This window comes from Streptomyces sp. NPDC002573, assembly GCF_042889625.1.
Taxonomy (GTDB): Bacteria; Actinomycetota; Actinomycetes; order Streptomycetales; family Streptomycetaceae; genus Streptomyces; species Streptomyces gibsoniae.
Genome location: NZ_JBIARC010000071.1, coordinates 1 through 15,570, shown reverse-complemented (window position 1 = coordinate 15,570; position 15,570 = coordinate 1). Strand labels below are relative to the sequence as shown.

Genomic DNA, 15,570 nt, shown 5'->3' with positions numbered 1-15,570 from the left:
AGAGCACCCTTCATGTTCCACCTCCACACCCTGGCCCGCCTGGCGCGCACCCACATGGCCGAAGCCCGCCGGAAGCACCGCTCGGATGCCGGCTACACCACCGAGACCATCGTGGTCACCGCGCTGCTGGCCATCCTGGCCCTGACCGTGGTGGGCATCATCGCGGCCAAGGTGCTGGGCAAGGCCAACGGCATCGACCTGGGCGGCTAAATGGCCGTCCTCCGCCGCCGACGGCGCCAGGATCGGGGAGCGGTGAGCACGCAGCTGGTGCTGGTCGTCCCGGCGCTGCTGCTGATCGCGCTGCTGGTGGTGCAGTTCGCCCTGGTCTGGCACGCACGGCACATCGCCCAGTACGCCGCTGAGCGGGCCCTGGCCGCCGCCCGCGTCGAACACGGCACAGCGGCAGACGGCCAGGCCCAGGCACGGCGCAGCCTCGCCGCGCTCGGCAGCCGAGTCCTGACCAGCCCCTCCGTGGCCGTCGAACGCACCGCCACCCAGACCACGGTGCGGGTGAGCGGCAGTCATCCGCGTGGTCCCTGGTCTGACGCTGCACGCCTTGGGCACGGCCTCGGGTCCCACCGAGAGGACCACGACACCGACCGGAGGCCAGCCGTGATCCGAAAGTCTGACCTCGGGCAAGATGATGGGGAGCGGGGTTCGGCGGCGGTGGAGCTCGTGCTGGTCACGCCCCTGCTCCTGCTCGTGCTGCTGGTCGTGGTCGCATTCGGCAGGCTCGCCGATGCCCGCCTGATCGTGGCGGACGCCGCCCACCAGGCCGCCCGCGCCGCCTCCCTGGCTCGCACCGACAAGGACGCCCGCGCCCTGGCCGAGGGCGCGGCGAGTGCGGCCCTGCGCGAGGCGGGAGCCTCCTGCACCCGGCCGAGCATCCGTCTGTCCACCGGCGGCCTCACACCGGGCGCCACCGTGACAGCCCAGGTCTCCTGCACCACGGAATTGGGCGATCTGACCCGTACCGGGCTACCCGGCCATGTGCGCCTGGCCGACTCCGCCTTCTCTGTCGTCGACACCTTCAGGAGCACGCCGTGAACAAACGCGTGCGAGCACGTCTCACCTCCGGCGTCGCCCAGATGGCGGCTCGGGATGACCGCGGGCAGGTCACCGTGTTCGTGGTCTGTGTCTTCGCGGCACTGTGGCTGTTCGCCGGAATCGTCGTCGACGGCGGGCTCGCCCTGGCCGCCAAAACCCAGGCCCTGGATGCGGCGGGGGAAGCTGCCCGAATCGGCACACAGCAGCTGGACATCGGCCAGCTGCGCCGCGCCAACCAGGTACGACTGCTGCGTGAGAAAGCCGCGGCTGCCGCCCGCACCTACATCGCCTCCACCGGTGATACCGGAACCGCGTCGGTCCAGGGTGATGCCGTCACCGTGCACGTCACCCATCACCAGCGCACCCAGATCCTGCAGCTGATCGGCCTGCGCACCCTCTCCGTCCACGCCACCGGCACCGCACACGCCGAACGCCCCACCCCCTGAACACCGGATCCCTTGGCCGAGGAGAGCGAAGGCGGCGATGACTCACCCTCCCCACTGGCGCCAGCGCCTGACTGCGGCCGCCACGGCCGCAGGCACCCTGGCCCTCACGCTCGCCCTGCTGGCCGGGATGCCGTATGTGCTGTGGCAGGCCGCCGGCGTCCCCTGGCCCGACTACGTCTCCTCCCTCAACGAGTTCGCCCAGCGGCTCTCGCAGCCGGTCAGTGATCCCTTGATGATCGACCTGCTGGCCGTGGTGGGCTGGGTGTGCTGGGCCGCCTTCGCCTCCACCGTGGTCCGCGAGACCATCTGGTACACCACCCACCTCCCGCAACTGATCCGCAACCGCCACGCGCACCACGAGCACGTAGCCACCCTGTCCATGAAGGGCTCGCTGGCCGCGCTGTGCATCGGCACCCTCGTCCTCGCCCTGATCGGACTGTGCCGCCCCCAGCCAGCCAGCGCCCAGCAGCCCCCTCCGCGGGCGATCTACGAGCGCACATTGCGGCGACAGCCCCTCTCACTCCCTACTCGGCTGCACAGTCCGCCCGTCCCGCCGAAGCCGCCACGGTCTCCGCTCAAGTCACGACCGGCGGGCTCAGTCCGGCACCTTCCACGCAACCTGGACAAGCCCAGGAAGTCCGGCACATCGAGTACACCGTTAATGAGGGCGACACCCTCTGGGACATCGCGCACCAGCACCTGGGCGACGGCATCAACTGGCCGCGCATCTACGCGCTCAACAAGGACCGCCTCCAAAGCGACGGCACCCAACTCACCGACCCGGACCTCATCAGACCCGGGTGGCAACTGACCATCCCCGCCACCCAAGCCGCCACACCGCCGCCACCCGCCCCCGCGCCATCGAATCCGGCACCGGATACAACACCAACGAGCCCCACAAAGACGCCGCCGACGCCGTCAAACCCCCACCAACACACCGACGCCGGCCGCCCACAGACAGACACACACGCTCCCGCGGAGACCAGTCGGCCGAGCGAGGCCACCGCCTCCAAGGCAGACACAAAGACAGGCCCGGCGGCGATCAGCCTTGGCGCGGCAAGCCTGATCGGCATCACCGCGGCGGCCGGCCTGCTGGCCGCACGCCGCTACTGGTACTGGCATCAACGTCGCCTGCGAGAGCCCGACCGGGAGGCAGTGGCAACGGCCTTGAGCCCGCTGGTGGCCAAGGCCGCCCAAGCAGCCCACGCGGCCACCCAACCCCGCCGACCACAGGATCCCGACGCTCTGATCACCCGCCGCACCCCGCCCCGACCACCCCAGCCTTTGCACACGGTCACCATCGGTGTCCGAGACGACGCCGAAGTCCAGCTCGACGAGCTCGCCACGCCCGGAGGCTGCGCCTGGGCCGGTCCTGGCGCAGAAGGCGCGGCCCGGGCCCTGCTGGTGGGCATCCTCACCGCCGCCGAACGCCAGCGCCCCAAGCCCCCGCACATCACGGCGATCGTCCCCGAAGACCTGGCCGACACGCTGCTCCCCGGCCTACCCGCCCAGTTCACGGCCCTGACCCAGAGCGCCGATCTCACCGACGCCATCCAAGCCGCCGAGCAGCACCTCATCGCCCACGCCCGCACCCGGGACGAACAGGACACCGCGCCCCCGGCCACCGGACCGACGCACACCGACCCCGCTGCGCAGACCGGCCCCGGCACCCTTGTGCTGCTGGCCGTGCCGGACGCCGCCCACACCGGACAACTACAGGCACTGGCCACTCGCAGCCGCCCTGAAACGCTGATCGTCCTCACCTGGGGTGCTGCCCTGCCCGGCGCCGCACGCTGGCACATCGCCACCGACGGCACCACCACCCCCGGCACTCCCGGCCAAGGCGCCAGCCCCCTGCGGCTGTTCCACCTCACGCCCGAGGCAGGACGGGACATGACCGACGTCCTGCTCACCGCCCACGGCCAGCGCCCCCGCCTGCGGATCCTCCCCATCCCCAGCCAGAGCGCCCACAGCAAGCACCCCGATCCGCCCGCAGAACCCGTACCCGATGACCCGCCTGCTCGGCCGCACCCGGTACAGACGTCACGCCCGACGCAGAGCAAGCCCGTACGGCTCCACGTGCTCGGGCCCATCACCCTCTACGCCCGCGGCAACCCCGATCCCATCGGCACCAACCTGCGCAGCGAAGCCCACGAATTCCTCGCCCTGCTCGCCACCCACCCCACGGGCCTCCTCGCCTCGGACATCGCCGACAAACTCCACCTCGCTCCGGGCAGCGATCAGAACGCACTGAAAAACCTGCGCCGCGCCGTACGACGCGCCCTGCGCGCCGCCACCGGAATCACCGCACAAGAATTCATCCTCCTCCAAGGAGAACTCCACAAACTCCACCCCGACCTCGTCGAAACCGACCTCGCCGACTTCACCCGCTGCCTGAAAGAAGCCTTCTCCGCCCACAGTAGGGAAGCGACGAAAAACGCTGCTCTGTCCGCCGTACGCGACGCCCTGACCCACTACCGCGGACCCTTCGCCCAAGGAAGCGACTACCTATGGTCCGACACCACCCGTGAACACCTCGCCACCCAAGCCACCGACGCCGCCCTGCGCGTGGCCCGCCAAGCCGAACGAGCCGACGCCACTGAGAGGGAACGAGAAGAAGTCCTCGAGCTCCTGGAACACCTCGCCGCCCTGCACCCGGACCACGAACGGCTCGCCCAGCACACCATCCGCCTCTACCAGACCGCAGGCCGCCACGACGCCGCCCGGCACACCTACACACGCCTCGAGCGGCACCTCGCCGACCTCGGCCTTGAACCCGAGCCCGCCACCCAAGCCCTGATCACCCCCAGGACTCAGGCCCGAAACATGCGGTAGAGCCAACTCGTCTCCCGATTCTGGACGGTATAGAGCGTTGTTCAACCCGAATCCGCTGTCCTGGGCGACGAGACCTCGACGGTGAGGCCACGTATGCATCCAGACCGAGAGTGCGTCCGCCGCCCGTCCGAAACGCGGGCACCATGAACCGGGCCAGGCCAATACAACCCTGCGCCGTGGTGCTCGTTGGCGACGTGCACGGGGGCATGGCCGGTGGCCACCCCAAGGGCTGTCCCGCATTGCCGGGGGCGGTGAGTGGCCGGTTCGGCCGGGGCCGTACCGTTCGCTCGTTGATCAGTCACGCTGGTCGAGGCGCGGGCCCCGGCTGGCGCCGACAGGCTGTAGGCCGGTTCGATCCAGGCCAGGCTCATGGAGGTCGAGTCAACTATGTGGTCTGAAGTCGTTGCGGCCCTGCCCAGCACGGTCGTCTTCCAGGCCCCTGCATCGGAGTCGTCGCTGATCCGCTGCACCACGATCCTCGGCCATCCACTGTCTACGGACCGTGCTGCTCTCCTCCGCGAGAGCAACGGCATCGAGGGCGAGTACGGAGACGGACTCATCTGGTCTGCCGAGCGCATCGCCTCTGAGAACCAAAGCCTTCGCGAGGACGCTGAGCTCGCCACCCTCTACATGCCCTTCGATCCCCTGCTCTTCTTCGCGGACGCGGGAAACGGAGACCTGTTCGTGTTCCTCTCCAGGATCGACCGGCCCGATGTCTTCGTCTGGAACCACGAGGACGACAGCCGCACCTGGGTAGCACCGAGCCTGGCCAAACACCTCGAATGGTGGCTGACAGGGCAGATCAAGCTGTAACGCCACGCCTCACGATCCAATCGCTCGCGATGAGATGATCTTGGTGTGTCTGGTGTGATCACGGCATCGAAACCGTCCTGGATAGTCGCCCGTTCACCGAGCTGAGCCCGCGCGACTGCCGCAAGCTGATCACCAGTCTGCGACGGGAAGGAGCCGAACGAACTCGTCCGGGGCGGCCCTGGGTCGCTGCCGCTGAAGGACCGAGTGCTCCTGGTCGCCGCATTCTGGCGAACCAACTTGACACCGCGGCAACTGGCACCCCTGGGGCGATGCGACCGCTGGGACGGACGAAGGATCGCCCGGAAGGGACGCTCGGCGCGTGTAGGCGACCATGAGGGGCGTCGACCCCGCCGCGTTGAGCTACTCCCGACCCTCTGGTTCGATGAGGACCACGAATTGGAGCAATACTGACGGTCACACACCGACAAGCAGCAGCGCGCAACACCGCAGCCTGGAACGGAGCCGAAGGAGCACCTCTGGTGATCGACGAACCCACATTCCGGACTTTCGGTCCGGCCGGCGACCACGAGTCCGGTGACTCCCCCGTGCACCGCCTATCCGGGATCTCGGTACCGCGCAAGGTCGGCCCGTATTTCACCACTCTCGACCGCGACCCAGTGGCGCTGGGCGCGTACGCCGCCGCAGCCGGGCGCCGTGTCGCCCGCGAAGAGTGCGCCTCGTGGGCGCGGCTGGGCAGCGACGGCGGTTTCGAACTGTGCGCAGACCCGCGTGGCGCCGTATGGGCGGTGCTGTTGGACTACGACGAGGAGCGGCGGTTCGTGGGCTCCTCCCCCGAGGCCTTCGCCTCCTGTCTCGTGGAACTGGCTGACGCCTTGCGCGTCATCGTCACCACTGACCAACCTGCCGTCGCATCCTCGGCGTTCGAGACCCTTCGGGAACGCCTGCAGGCCTGCGACCCGTCGGCTTTCGGCGACCGGGAGGACTGGTGGCCCCGGGTCCTGGACGACGTCCGCGACACCGCGAGCGCGGAGAATTACGCGGCCTTCGAGTATGTCGACGCCGAGCACGGCAAGCGGATCGTCACTCAGGCCGGCGCGATCGCCGCCCATCCCGAAGAGCGGTTGTGGGACAGGCTGCACGCCGCCGGCGTCCGTCCGGAGCAGGTCCTGCGCATCCACACCGACCTGCAGCCCTGCTTCATGCCGGGCCACTATTGCTCTATGTGGCTGGCCGAGGTCTTCCCGCACGTAGAGATGACGCACACCTTCCCCTACGGGGAGTCGGCCGACTCCCGCGCGGAGGGCATCCGCCTGATGCGCGAGAACGCCGGCACTGCGGACGACGGCACGGCGGCGGAACAGTGAGTCCCGCCCCGGCGTCCGCGAGTCCGGACATCACGCAATGGCCACCGCTCGACGGGGTCGCCACCACCCACGCATCGACCCTGCTCGATTGGGCGGCCAGCGCCCCGCCGGAGAAGTCCAAGCTCTGCCTGGTCCGCGGGGCACGGGGCAGCGGCAAAAGCCAGCTGCTGGCCTGGTTCCTCGCCGGCTCCGCGAGCCATCCATCGACCACGGTCCACGCGACGGTCCTGGCCGAGGGACTCTTCACGGACGCTGTCGCCTGGGAACTCGGGCGCCAACTCGGCTACGGGCCGCTCCCGCCCGAGCGGCTGCTGGAGCGGCTGGCCGTGGACCAAAGGCCACTGTTGGTGTTGGTGGTGGATCTGCACCGATCCGGCCGTGGTCCGGCCGACCGCCCGGCGGCCGACCCAGCGACCCCGGTCCGTGATCTTCTTGCCCCTCTTCTGGACCTGCCGCAGACCCGCGCCGTCGTCGAGGTCGGCGACACGGACTTACTCGACGTCCTGGCAGCCGTCGGGCCCGTCACGACCATCGACGTCGGCGATAAGCCGTTCACGGACGCGGGCGAGGCTCCGACCACGGAAGACGACTCTCCACTTCCACGCACTCCTGACGGTCGCGTGCGCTGGGACGAGGCTTCCGAGACCATCCGTGAACATGCCCTGGACTGGGCACTGACCGCGCCCGATCCTGAGCCCGCCATCGCGGCGCTCGTCAGCGACCCCGGATTCCTGCTCCACGGGTCGACCGTCTCCATCGCTGCATCTCTGGCCGATGAGCGGATCCCCGCCCCGCGAGGCCTTCGGCAGACATGGAGGCTGGCCGCGCCCCACCTCTCGGACCTCGAGTACCAGACCTCCGAGCGGGCCGCCGTACTCCACACAGCCGCCCTGGGACCCAGCCCCCTCCTCGCCCGCTACCTGCAGTCCCTCCTCGCAGACCACGCCTACGCGGCTGCCTGGGCCCGGCAGGACACGGCCGTGAGTGCCCTGACAGCCGTCCCCGGCAAACCGGGAACGATCCTGGCCGCCGATCCTTTGGGAAGCCTCTTTGAGATCGAGGCTGCTACCGGCAGGCACGGCGTCCCCATCCCGCAGACCGCAGCCGGAATGCCCAGCCTCGACGGTATGGCCGCCTGCGCTGAGCACGGCGCACTTCTACTCAGTGACACGCGCGCCCTTCACCACACCGGGGAAGAGCCGGGCAGCGTCCTCGACCGCATCGCGGCTCACCACGGCCGGGCAAGTCTCGGACATCCGGACCTGCGGCCCAGTGCCCTCGGACACAGCCCTTGCGGCAGGGTCGTCGTGATCGGTGACGAGCAGGGAAGTGTCCACGTATGGAACCTGGAGGCTTCAGAAGCTGCCCCCCTCTCACGTGTCCTTCACTCCGCTCCCGTCACTGCCGTCACGTGCTTGGTCCTTCCCGGCGAAGAACAATCGCTGGTGATGAGCACGGCTATGGACGGCACCGTCCGACTCTGGAAAACCTCGCAGGACCCCATGCCCCGTCCCGCCGAGCAGCGGCCCGCCCTCGCCACTGCCATGACCACCCAGCAGACTTCCGCCGGCCCTCTCCTCGCCGTCGCCTGGAATGACGCCTCACTCCACCTGTGGCATCTTCCTTCGGGCAGGGTTCGTACCCTCCCGCTCCTCCTCCCGTGCTCCTCTCTCGCCTGCACCACTGCGCCAGCTGTCCCGAACCATCCGGCCCCTTCCGGTTCCCCGCTCTGCCTTACGATCGGGGGCAGCGAAGGCTCCTACGCACTCAGCCTCAACCCCGGGCGGCTGTGGAGTGATGAGTGAGACCAAGCCCGACCCCCGGAGAGTAGGACAGCATCGCGGCGTGTATGAGCCGCCCTTGGATGACGTCTCAGCAGCGCGTCGAGCGAGGGGAAGACATGCGGCAGGCGAACGTGGACCAATCGGAAGCCGTCTCGCAGTTCGCGGACGGCGATGTACTGACCCACCGCAGACGCGCCCGGCGCCCTCCCTCCCTCTGATACGGCGTTGGTTGCACGGGACGGTAGCGCGTTTCATGGTCGAACCTTTGCCCTACCGTGGCGTCGAACGCAGAGATCCGCGCGAACCTGGTTGAGTCGTGGTCGACTTGACGGGGGAGCAGTAACCGTGGCACTTGAACTACCGGAAGAAGCCGTCTCGTTACTCCAGTTCATCGGCGTCAACTGGCCGAACGTGAACGAGGACAAGGTTCGGGAGTTCGCTGAACACATACGCGACTTCGCCACGAAAGTTGACGAGACACACCAGGACTCCACGGCCACCATCAAGAAGATGGCTGACGTGTACCAGGGTCCCTCATACGACGCGCTGCTCGCCAAGTGGGGGCAGATGTCGAACAGCCACATGTCCGAGCTGCTGACCGCCTGCCACGCCGTAGCGACCGCGCTGGACATAGCTGCCGACGTCATCGTGGCCATGAAGGAGGCCGCCATTGCAGAACTCGTGGCCCTGGCTGCATCGTTCGTGGCGGATCAGGCGGCCGCCGTCGCCACCCTCGGACTCGCGGAGGCGGCCGAGGCGCTGATCGTGGAGGCGGCGGAGAAGGCCGTTGACTACCTTGAGCAACAGTTGGAGCAATACATCATCGGTGAGGTCATCGAAGCCGCCGTCAATCCGCTGATCGAGGTCGTCGGGCGGGCGGCGAGCGGCTTGATGTTCAGGTCCACCGAGTCCGCGCTCGGTGTGACGGCCGATGGCGGGGGAGCCGGGACCGGCTTCTCCGCCCATCCGGAGGAACTCCAGGCCCGTGCGGAGCTGATGAAGACCCACGCAGGCACCGTCGCCTTGCACGCAGAGGAGTTCAGGGTCCGGGCCGCCGGGATGTCGTTCGAATGACCAACAAGATCACGGCGGCCCTGGAGGACGGTGCCAAGAAGCTGGGCAAGACGCTCGGTGAGGACGCCGGCAAGGCCATCAAAGCCCTCTACCACGATACGCATGCCCGCCTCAAGAAGGTCTCGCACAACTATCTTGAGGCGGACGCCAAGCACGCGGCGGAAATACAGAAGATCGCCAAGGGTGAGACGCCGGTCTACCATATGGCCGACGACGGCAGTATCCGCCGACTACACCCCGACGGTAGTCATTCCGCTCTTACGGCGGAAGACAAAGATCGTCTTGGACTTGACGAAGCCAACATTGGGCGCCCAAGGCAGGGTGAACAGAACGCCAAGCTCAAATCGGATAACGAAGGCAAGGAAACCCCGCGACCGCAGGCGTCGTCGCAACAGGTGACGGCGGGGAGCACTGATCTCTCCGTGGCCACACAGCTCGCCCGCCACGCAGACCAGAGTTACGGCGGTCTGGACAGGAAGGGAGAATTCCTAAGTAACAACTACGCGGCAGCCAGAGTGACTGGCGCGAACGGCAAGAACGACTTCATATTGGTCGCGCGCAGCAATGGATTCCGACACTCGGAACGCATGATCGGAATCCCATTCCTCAGACAGGGGGAAGAAAATCGAATAACCCACCTCTACACAGAACGGGCGCCATGCGTCAACGGAGTCAACTGCAGTGCTTGGATGGCTGAGAGATTACCGAACACTACGGTCACGCACAGTTTCGGTGCCGGGAACGACGAGATGAAATTCTATCTCCCCGAACTGCAGGCCAATAGATGATATCCTTGCATTCCCGAATGCCAGCTATGAATGACAGGAAAACAGTATGAGCCGCCCCCCCGCCCTCACTCGTGAAATGCTGGAGACTGTGTTCGATCCGGCTGAATTGATTGTTGTGCCGGAAGAAGGCCTGACTGCTGTCGGTGACCCTGACGCCAGGGAAGTCCTGGGAACACTGGGAATCCCGGTCTGGGACAATCCTTGGTTCGACATGGATGCCGAGCTTGCAGAGCGGTTCGAGCGCGTCGAGGATTGGGATGGCAAACTCGCCGACCGTTACTCCATCGTCCCCACGGGAGCGGACAAGTGGATTAGCTTGGGCATGATCCCCTATGACGGTCTCGCCTTCGATCCGGTCACCGGCACGGTCTACTGCCTGCCCGACGACTCCGAGATCTACCTGTGGAACACCTCGCTCCGGTCCTTCGTCCACTTCCTGTACATCCTCCAACTGGAACGCCCGCACTTCGACGCGCAATGGGAAAGCGAGATCGAGGTGCCTTACGACCCCGAGTCCGCACAGGTCCGAGTCCGCAAGGCGATGATGTCCGTGGATCCCGCCGCCCTGGAGAACCCCGATTCCCGCTGGCACGGGGTCCTCACCTACATCGTGGATCCCGAGCACCACTTCCTTTGAGCACCACGTGTCGGCGACCCGGCGCTGGGTGAGGATGCTGCCGGCGCGCTCCATCGCGGCCAGGAGCACCACCGCGGACTGGTCGGCGGTGCGCGCACCGTCTTGCCGTCCACCGCGATCGGCCACAGTGCGCCCTCGCCGGGTGCCGTCCGGGCAGGAAGCCGGCGGCCGGATAGCCGTTGGCCCACTGCACCAAGCCCTGAGCTTCCCGGATCCCGGGGAAGGCGCAGAACTGCGGCCAGAGCCCCCAAAACGGCCGGGGCCGCTTCTCACTCGCTTGGTTGCTCCTTGAAGTGAGTAGGGAGGGTGAGCAGCGAAGAGCTTGTCTTGATCACCTGCGGGTAGCCTCGCGCCATGACCGGTGACTGGCGGATGGACCGGATCGGGGCTGCTCTGCGGGGCGAGAATCCGACTGTGATGCGGCGGCTTGAGTCTGGCTTCGCGGTGATCGGAGACGTTCAGTTCCTGCCCGGGTACTCAGTTCTCCTCGCGGACGAACCGGGTGTTGAAAGGCTGTCTGACCTGCCGAGGGCCAAGCGGCTGTCGTTTCTGTCCGACATGGACCAACTCGGAGAAGCGGTTGAGCGGGCCTGCCAGTGGTTGGACCCCGCTTTCCGCCGGGTCAACCTGGAGATCCTCGGCAACACGGACCCGTTCTTGCATGCCCATGCCTGGCCGCGGTTCGAGTGGGAGCCGGCCGAGCTGGTGGGCAAGCCGGTGTGGCTGTATCCGCGTGACCGGTGGAGTGACGAGCGGTTCAGGCTCGGCCCCCAGCACGATGTGCTGCGGGATGCGATCGGCAGCGAACTGGACCGGCTGCGTCGGATGGGCTGATGGTGCGGGGCGCCGACAGTCGGGTCGGCGGGCCCGGTCATCAGTGACAGTCAGCGCACGTGTCGTGAGTCCATGACGGGGACCGACACCTCTAGGACATCGAGCGCATCCTGCACTACGACGGGCACCCGGACGCCTATCCGGATCCACTGCGGCCGCGGTCGCGGTCGCCGAGACACCGGCCCGGCCACCCGTCGCTCAGGTACGCCGAGGCACCCGACCGCCGAAACCAGAACGCTCCCTACAGCGCGTGCCCGAAGAGCCTGCGCGGCTCGACTCGATGGCGTTCGCCCCGTCGCATCCGGTGTCGTATCCGCCGTCGCTTCCGTGTACGCGCTTGGATGCGACATCCCTAGACGGCCCGTCCATACAGGCCAGGAGGCCTACGAGCCACCGTCAGGCGAGGGCGACTGTATATCGGTGCAGCAACGCGTCCCGGTCTACTAACAGCCGGCCTCCGCCCCGCAGCCCGCGCGAATCCCCGTGTGACCACTCTCCGCCCTGCTGCATTGTCTCGCTCGTTGATTCCTTACTCCCAACAACAGCCAGGGAATGCGGGCCGGCTTGGCGTTCACCGTGCAGGGCGACGGCACCCAGGCGCAACCGAGGGCGCCGCGGCGCCGGGGCCCGCACTATCGAGTGCTTACTCGATTTCGATGAAATTCCCGCGCGGCTGACAGCTTGCAATCGGTCGTGTGGGCCGTCGATCACGACGCCTTGCGTCGCACTGCGGGGAATTCCCCTGAAAACAAGTCGTGAATTCACGAGAATTCCAGCATTTCCAAGCCGGAATGCGTCTTCAGCTGGTGTGCGGATCGAGCTATATTTGAATTGTTCCCGGGAGGGGTTGGGAATAGAAATACCCCGGTGGGCTTCATTCGAAAACGGATTACGGGTGGAGTGCGCCCAAAAAGGACTGGGGTTCTCGCATTAGGAATATGGTCGCGCTTGCAGCGCAGAAGGGTTTCATGAGATGACAGCTACCGCCGCACCGACGCCCCCGCCGTCCGGGACCACCCCACAGGCGCCCACCTCCAGTACGCCGAACACCCCGGCAGTGCCTGCGATTTCACTGCCCGGCCCGGGCGGGAAGGCGCGCCCGGGCCAGTTGCGGGCCATGGTCGCGCAGCTGCTGGCGGCTGATCCGGCGGCGATGTTTACCGTCACGGAGCTGGCGAGGATGCTGGGCCATTCCGGCGGGGCGGTCGGCAACGCGTGCGAGACCTTGGCGCGGCGGGGCGAGGCGGAACGGGTCGGCTCCAAACCGCGCATGTACCGGGCGACATCGGCCACCTCCACCGCAGCCCAGCGTGCCTCAGGCCCTCCGCCCACCCCGAGTCCCAAGCCCCAAGTGCCGCATCCGACCACCGGTCCGGCGCCTGCGGCTGCCCCGCCGGGCGGTCGGCCGGAGCCGATCACTCGCCCGAACGGGCAGCCCTACCACCCGAGGGCCTTGGCGCAGTTGCCGGATGTGGAGGCGCTGCGGCGGCTGCGCCAGGCGCGGGTGCCGGTGTTGCTGTATGGGCCGCCGGGGACGGGGGAAGACATCGCTGATCGAGGCGGCCTTCCCGGACCTGATCACGGTGGCCGGGGACGGCGACACCACGGTCGGCGACCTGATCGGCGAGTACACCCAGGGCGCGAACGGCGGCTACGAGTTCGTCTATGGGCCGCTGGTCACGGCCATGCAGGAAGGCCGGGCCCTGCTCCTGGACGACGCCACGCTGATCTCACCGAAGGTGCTGGCCGCCCTGTATCCCGCAATGGACGGGCGCAGGCAGATCCAGGTCAAGGCACACAAAGGCGAGACGATCGCCGCCGCCGACGGCTTCTACGTGATCGCCGGACACAACCCGGGCGTGCACGGAGCGGTCCTCACCGAGGCTCTCGCCTCACGGTTCAGCGTGCAGATCCAGGTCGGCTCCGACTACGACCTGGCCGCCTCCCTTCAGATCAACCGTACGGCGGTGCGCATTGCCCGCAACCTCTCAACCATCCAGCAAGCAGGCGACGTCGGATGGGCCCCGCAACTTCGGGAATTGATCGCCTTTCAGAAGATCGCCGATGTGCTCGGCGCCGAGGCCGCCTTCGCCAACCTGGTCGGCATCGCCCCCTTGGAGGACCGGGACACGGTCGCGGAGATCGTCACCAGGGCCATCGGCCGCCCGGTCACCGCCCTGGCCCTGGGCCGCCAGCTCTGACGTGCCCGCCCGGACCCGCACGCGCCGGGCCCAGGACCGCCAGCCCACCACCCTCACCAGACCGATTCTTGGAAGGGACCGCATCTGCCATGCCCGCACTCGCCCACGTGCTGCCTGCCCCACCCGCCCTGACCGCGACCGACCAGGCCCTGGCCCGCTGGGAGGACGACGGCGGCCCCACCTACGAGCTCGCCCCCGGACCCCAGGCCGGACACTGGCTGCGGATCGCCGCCGCCCTGACCGAACGCCTCCCCGAACTTGCGGGACGCGAGGACGTGATCGTCACCTGCGAAGAGCAGACCCGCTCCGGGGTCCCAGCCGCCTTCTTCCCCACCCAGGCCGCCCTTGAGATCGACCGGGCACTCTTCGCCCCGCTCCACCCGGCCACCATCGACCCCACCCGAACCGGAGACGAGCACAACTACCCCGTGGCCTGGGGCGCGTTCACCCACGAGGCCGCACACGCCGCCCACAGCCGGTGGACCACCCCATCCCCGCTACGCGGCACCGCCCTCGACGCGGCGGCCCAAATGCTGGAGGAATCCCGCGCCGAACACGCCCACCTCTCCCGACGCCCCGACGACCGAACCTTCCTGCGGTCCGCCGTCCACACCCTGATCCTTGCCGACTTCACCGCCCAGACGCCCGGTGACCGGTGGCAGGCCGGGCTGGCCGCCGCGTTGATCCTCGCCCGCCGCGACGCCGGAATCCTCGATGCGGACGAGACCCAGCCCGTCGAACAGGCCGTCACCAGCATCCTCGGCCCCGACCTGCTGAACACCCTCACGGCGATCTGGACGGCCGCGCACACCACCGCCGACGAGGACACCCAGGCGATGATGGCCCACGCCGAGGCATGGTGCCAGGCCCTCGGCGCGGCCGGCCACCAGCCGGAACCGGCCCCGGACGCGCGCTGTGGGCGCGTCGGGAACTGGCCGAGGCGGTCGGCAAAGTCGCCGCCCACGTGGCCGGGAACGAGGCCACCCAGCGCGCGGCCCAGGCCCGCATCGCAGCCGCCCGCACCGCCCGGGCCAAGGCGAAGGCCGCCCAGGCCGCCCACGCCCGGCAGGCGGCCCAGATCGCCGAGAAGGTCTTCGCCCCCGGCGCCCGGCCCTTCACCCCCGACAGCCAGCGCGAGCGGACCCTGGGCCACCGCGCCCCCTCCCCGGTCACCGGCACCCGGCCGCCCACCCCCTCGGAGAAGGCGGCGGCCGGGCACCTCGCCCGGGCCCTGCGCGCGGCCGCCTACCGCGAACGCACGGTCACCGTCACCGCCTCAGCCGTCCCGCCCGGACGCCTGAACATGCGCGGCGCGCTCGCCAGGGACGCGCAGAAGGCGGCGGGAGCCCTCCCCACCGCCCAGCCCTGGATCCGCACCCAGCGCCGCCAAGGCCCCACCCCGCCGCTGCGGGTCGGCATCGCGGTGGACGTCTCCGGCTCCATGCGCGCCGCCGCCCACCCGATCGCCTCGGCCGCCTGGATCCTCGCCAAGGCCGCCGCCCTGACCGGACCCGGACTCGCGTACCGCGACCATCGCCTACCGCCGCTCCATCACCGCGATCACCGTCCCCGGGCGGGTCCCGACGCGGGTGACCGAGTTCGACGCGGACGGCGGCGGCCACAGCCTCGCCGAGGCCACCGACGCCCTGACCGCAGGACTGGGCCTCACCACACCAGGCGCAGGCCGCCTGCACTGACCAGCCAGGACGGCAATACCTCGGTCGCGGACGACGACGCGCTGGCCGGACAGGGCTTCGAGACCGACACCTACACCAGCGCCACCGCC

Annotated in this window: 14 protein-coding genes and 3 pseudogenes; 15 read left to right on the top strand and 2 right to left on the bottom strand. The window is 68.5% G+C overall.

Features of this window, described 5'->3' with window-relative positions; genetic code table 11:
• The first annotated feature begins 12 nt into the window (after positions 1 to 12).
• From ACFYX0_RS38645 to ACFYX0_RS38585, 13 genes and pseudogenes are all read left to right on the top strand, one after another.
• Positions 13 to 210 (top strand): hypothetical protein, encoded by a 198-nt coding sequence (locus ACFYX0_RS38645; protein WP_388978149.1) that lies wholly within the window; start codon positions 13 to 15, stop codon positions 208 to 210.
• A 42-nt stretch (positions 211 to 252) separates the two neighbouring features.
• The gene (locus ACFYX0_RS38640; protein ID WP_388978146.1) at positions 253 to 1,047 is read left to right on the top strand and encodes a TadE/TadG family type IV pilus assembly protein; all 795 of its coding nucleotides are present in this window, start codon (positions 253 to 255) and stop codon (positions 1,045 to 1,047) included.
• Positions 1,044 to 1,493: a TadE/TadG family type IV pilus assembly protein gene (locus ACFYX0_RS38635; RefSeq protein WP_388978143.1), complete on the top strand. Its 450-nt coding sequence runs from the start codon at positions 1,044 to 1,046 to the stop codon at positions 1,491 to 1,493. Before ACFYX0_RS38640 ends, ACFYX0_RS38635 begins: the two co-directional genes overlap by 4 nt.
• A gap of 37 nt (positions 1,494 to 1,530) precedes the next feature.
• Positions 1,531 to 2,304, top strand: coding sequence for a hypothetical protein (locus tag ACFYX0_RS38630; RefSeq protein ID WP_388978213.1), 774 nt, complete (start codon positions 1,531 to 1,533; stop codon positions 2,302 to 2,304).
• The gene (locus tag ACFYX0_RS38625) at positions 2,193 to 4,328 is read left to right on the top strand and encodes a BTAD domain-containing putative transcriptional regulator (protein WP_388978201.1); all 2,136 of its coding nucleotides are present in this window, start codon (positions 2,193 to 2,195) and stop codon (positions 4,326 to 4,328) included. The genes ACFYX0_RS38630 and ACFYX0_RS38625 overlap by 112 nt, the downstream gene beginning before the upstream one ends.
• Positions 4,329 to 4,715: 387 nt before the next feature.
• Positions 4,716 to 5,141: an SMI1/KNR4 family protein gene (locus tag ACFYX0_RS38620; RefSeq protein ID WP_388978140.1), complete on the top strand. Its 426-nt coding sequence runs from the start codon at positions 4,716 to 4,718 to the stop codon at positions 5,139 to 5,141.
• A gap of 45 nt (positions 5,142 to 5,186) precedes the next feature.
• Positions 5,187 to 5,405: pseudogene (locus ACFYX0_RS38615) on the top strand (IS5/IS1182 family transposase); the annotation flags it as partial.
• A gap of 215 nt (positions 5,406 to 5,620) precedes the next feature.
• Positions 5,621 to 6,466, top strand: coding sequence for a nucleic acid/nucleotide deaminase domain-containing protein (locus ACFYX0_RS38610; RefSeq protein ID WP_388978137.1), 846 nt, complete (start codon positions 5,621 to 5,623; stop codon positions 6,464 to 6,466).
• Positions 6,463 to 8,271: a hypothetical protein gene (locus tag ACFYX0_RS38605; RefSeq protein ID WP_388978134.1), complete on the top strand. Its 1,809-nt coding sequence runs from the start codon at positions 6,463 to 6,465 to the stop codon at positions 8,269 to 8,271. The genes ACFYX0_RS38610 and ACFYX0_RS38605 overlap by 4 nt, the downstream gene beginning before the upstream one ends.
• 324 nt (positions 8,272 to 8,595) lie before the next feature.
• Positions 8,596 to 9,324 (top strand): hypothetical protein, encoded by a 729-nt coding sequence (locus tag ACFYX0_RS38600; protein ID WP_388978131.1) that lies wholly within the window; start codon positions 8,596 to 8,598, stop codon positions 9,322 to 9,324.
• Positions 9,321 to 10,112: a nucleic acid/nucleotide deaminase domain-containing protein gene (locus tag ACFYX0_RS38595; RefSeq protein ID WP_388978128.1), complete on the top strand. Its 792-nt coding sequence runs from the start codon at positions 9,321 to 9,323 to the stop codon at positions 10,110 to 10,112. Before ACFYX0_RS38600 ends, ACFYX0_RS38595 begins: the two co-directional genes overlap by 4 nt.
• A 76-nt stretch (positions 10,113 to 10,188) precedes the next feature.
• Positions 10,189 to 10,749 (top strand): SUKH-4 family immunity protein, encoded by a 561-nt coding sequence (locus ACFYX0_RS38590; protein WP_388978125.1) that lies wholly within the window; start codon positions 10,189 to 10,191, stop codon positions 10,747 to 10,749.
• Positions 10,750 to 11,103: 354 nt separating this feature from the next.
• Positions 11,104 to 11,583 (top strand): diadenosine tetraphosphate hydrolase, encoded by a 480-nt coding sequence (locus ACFYX0_RS38585; RefSeq protein WP_388978122.1) that lies wholly within the window; start codon positions 11,104 to 11,106, stop codon positions 11,581 to 11,583.
• Between the two features lie 966 nt (positions 11,584 to 12,549).
• Here the strand turns inward: ACFYX0_RS38585 and ACFYX0_RS38580 are convergent.
• The gene (locus ACFYX0_RS38580; protein ID WP_388978210.1) at positions 12,550 to 12,882 is read right to left on the bottom strand and encodes a hypothetical protein; all 333 of its coding nucleotides are present in this window, start codon (positions 12,880 to 12,882) and stop codon (positions 12,550 to 12,552) included.
• Here ACFYX0_RS38580 and ACFYX0_RS38575 point away from each other — a divergent pair.
• Positions 12,764 to 13,784: pseudogene (locus ACFYX0_RS38575) on the top strand (AAA family ATPase). The gene ACFYX0_RS38580 and the pseudogene ACFYX0_RS38575 sit on opposite strands and share 119 nt — an antisense overlap.
• A 497-nt stretch (positions 13,785 to 14,281) precedes the next feature.
• Here the strand turns inward: ACFYX0_RS38575 and ACFYX0_RS38570 are convergent.
• On the bottom strand, positions 14,282 to 14,632 hold the full coding sequence (locus tag ACFYX0_RS38570; protein WP_388978121.1) for a hypothetical protein: 351 nt from the start codon (positions 14,630 to 14,632) through the stop codon (positions 14,282 to 14,284).
• 116 nt (positions 14,633 to 14,748) lie between these two features.
• Between ACFYX0_RS38570 and ACFYX0_RS38565 the strand changes: the two are divergent.
• A pseudogene (locus tag ACFYX0_RS38565) lies at positions 14,749 to 15,570 on the top strand (hypothetical protein); the annotation flags it as partial.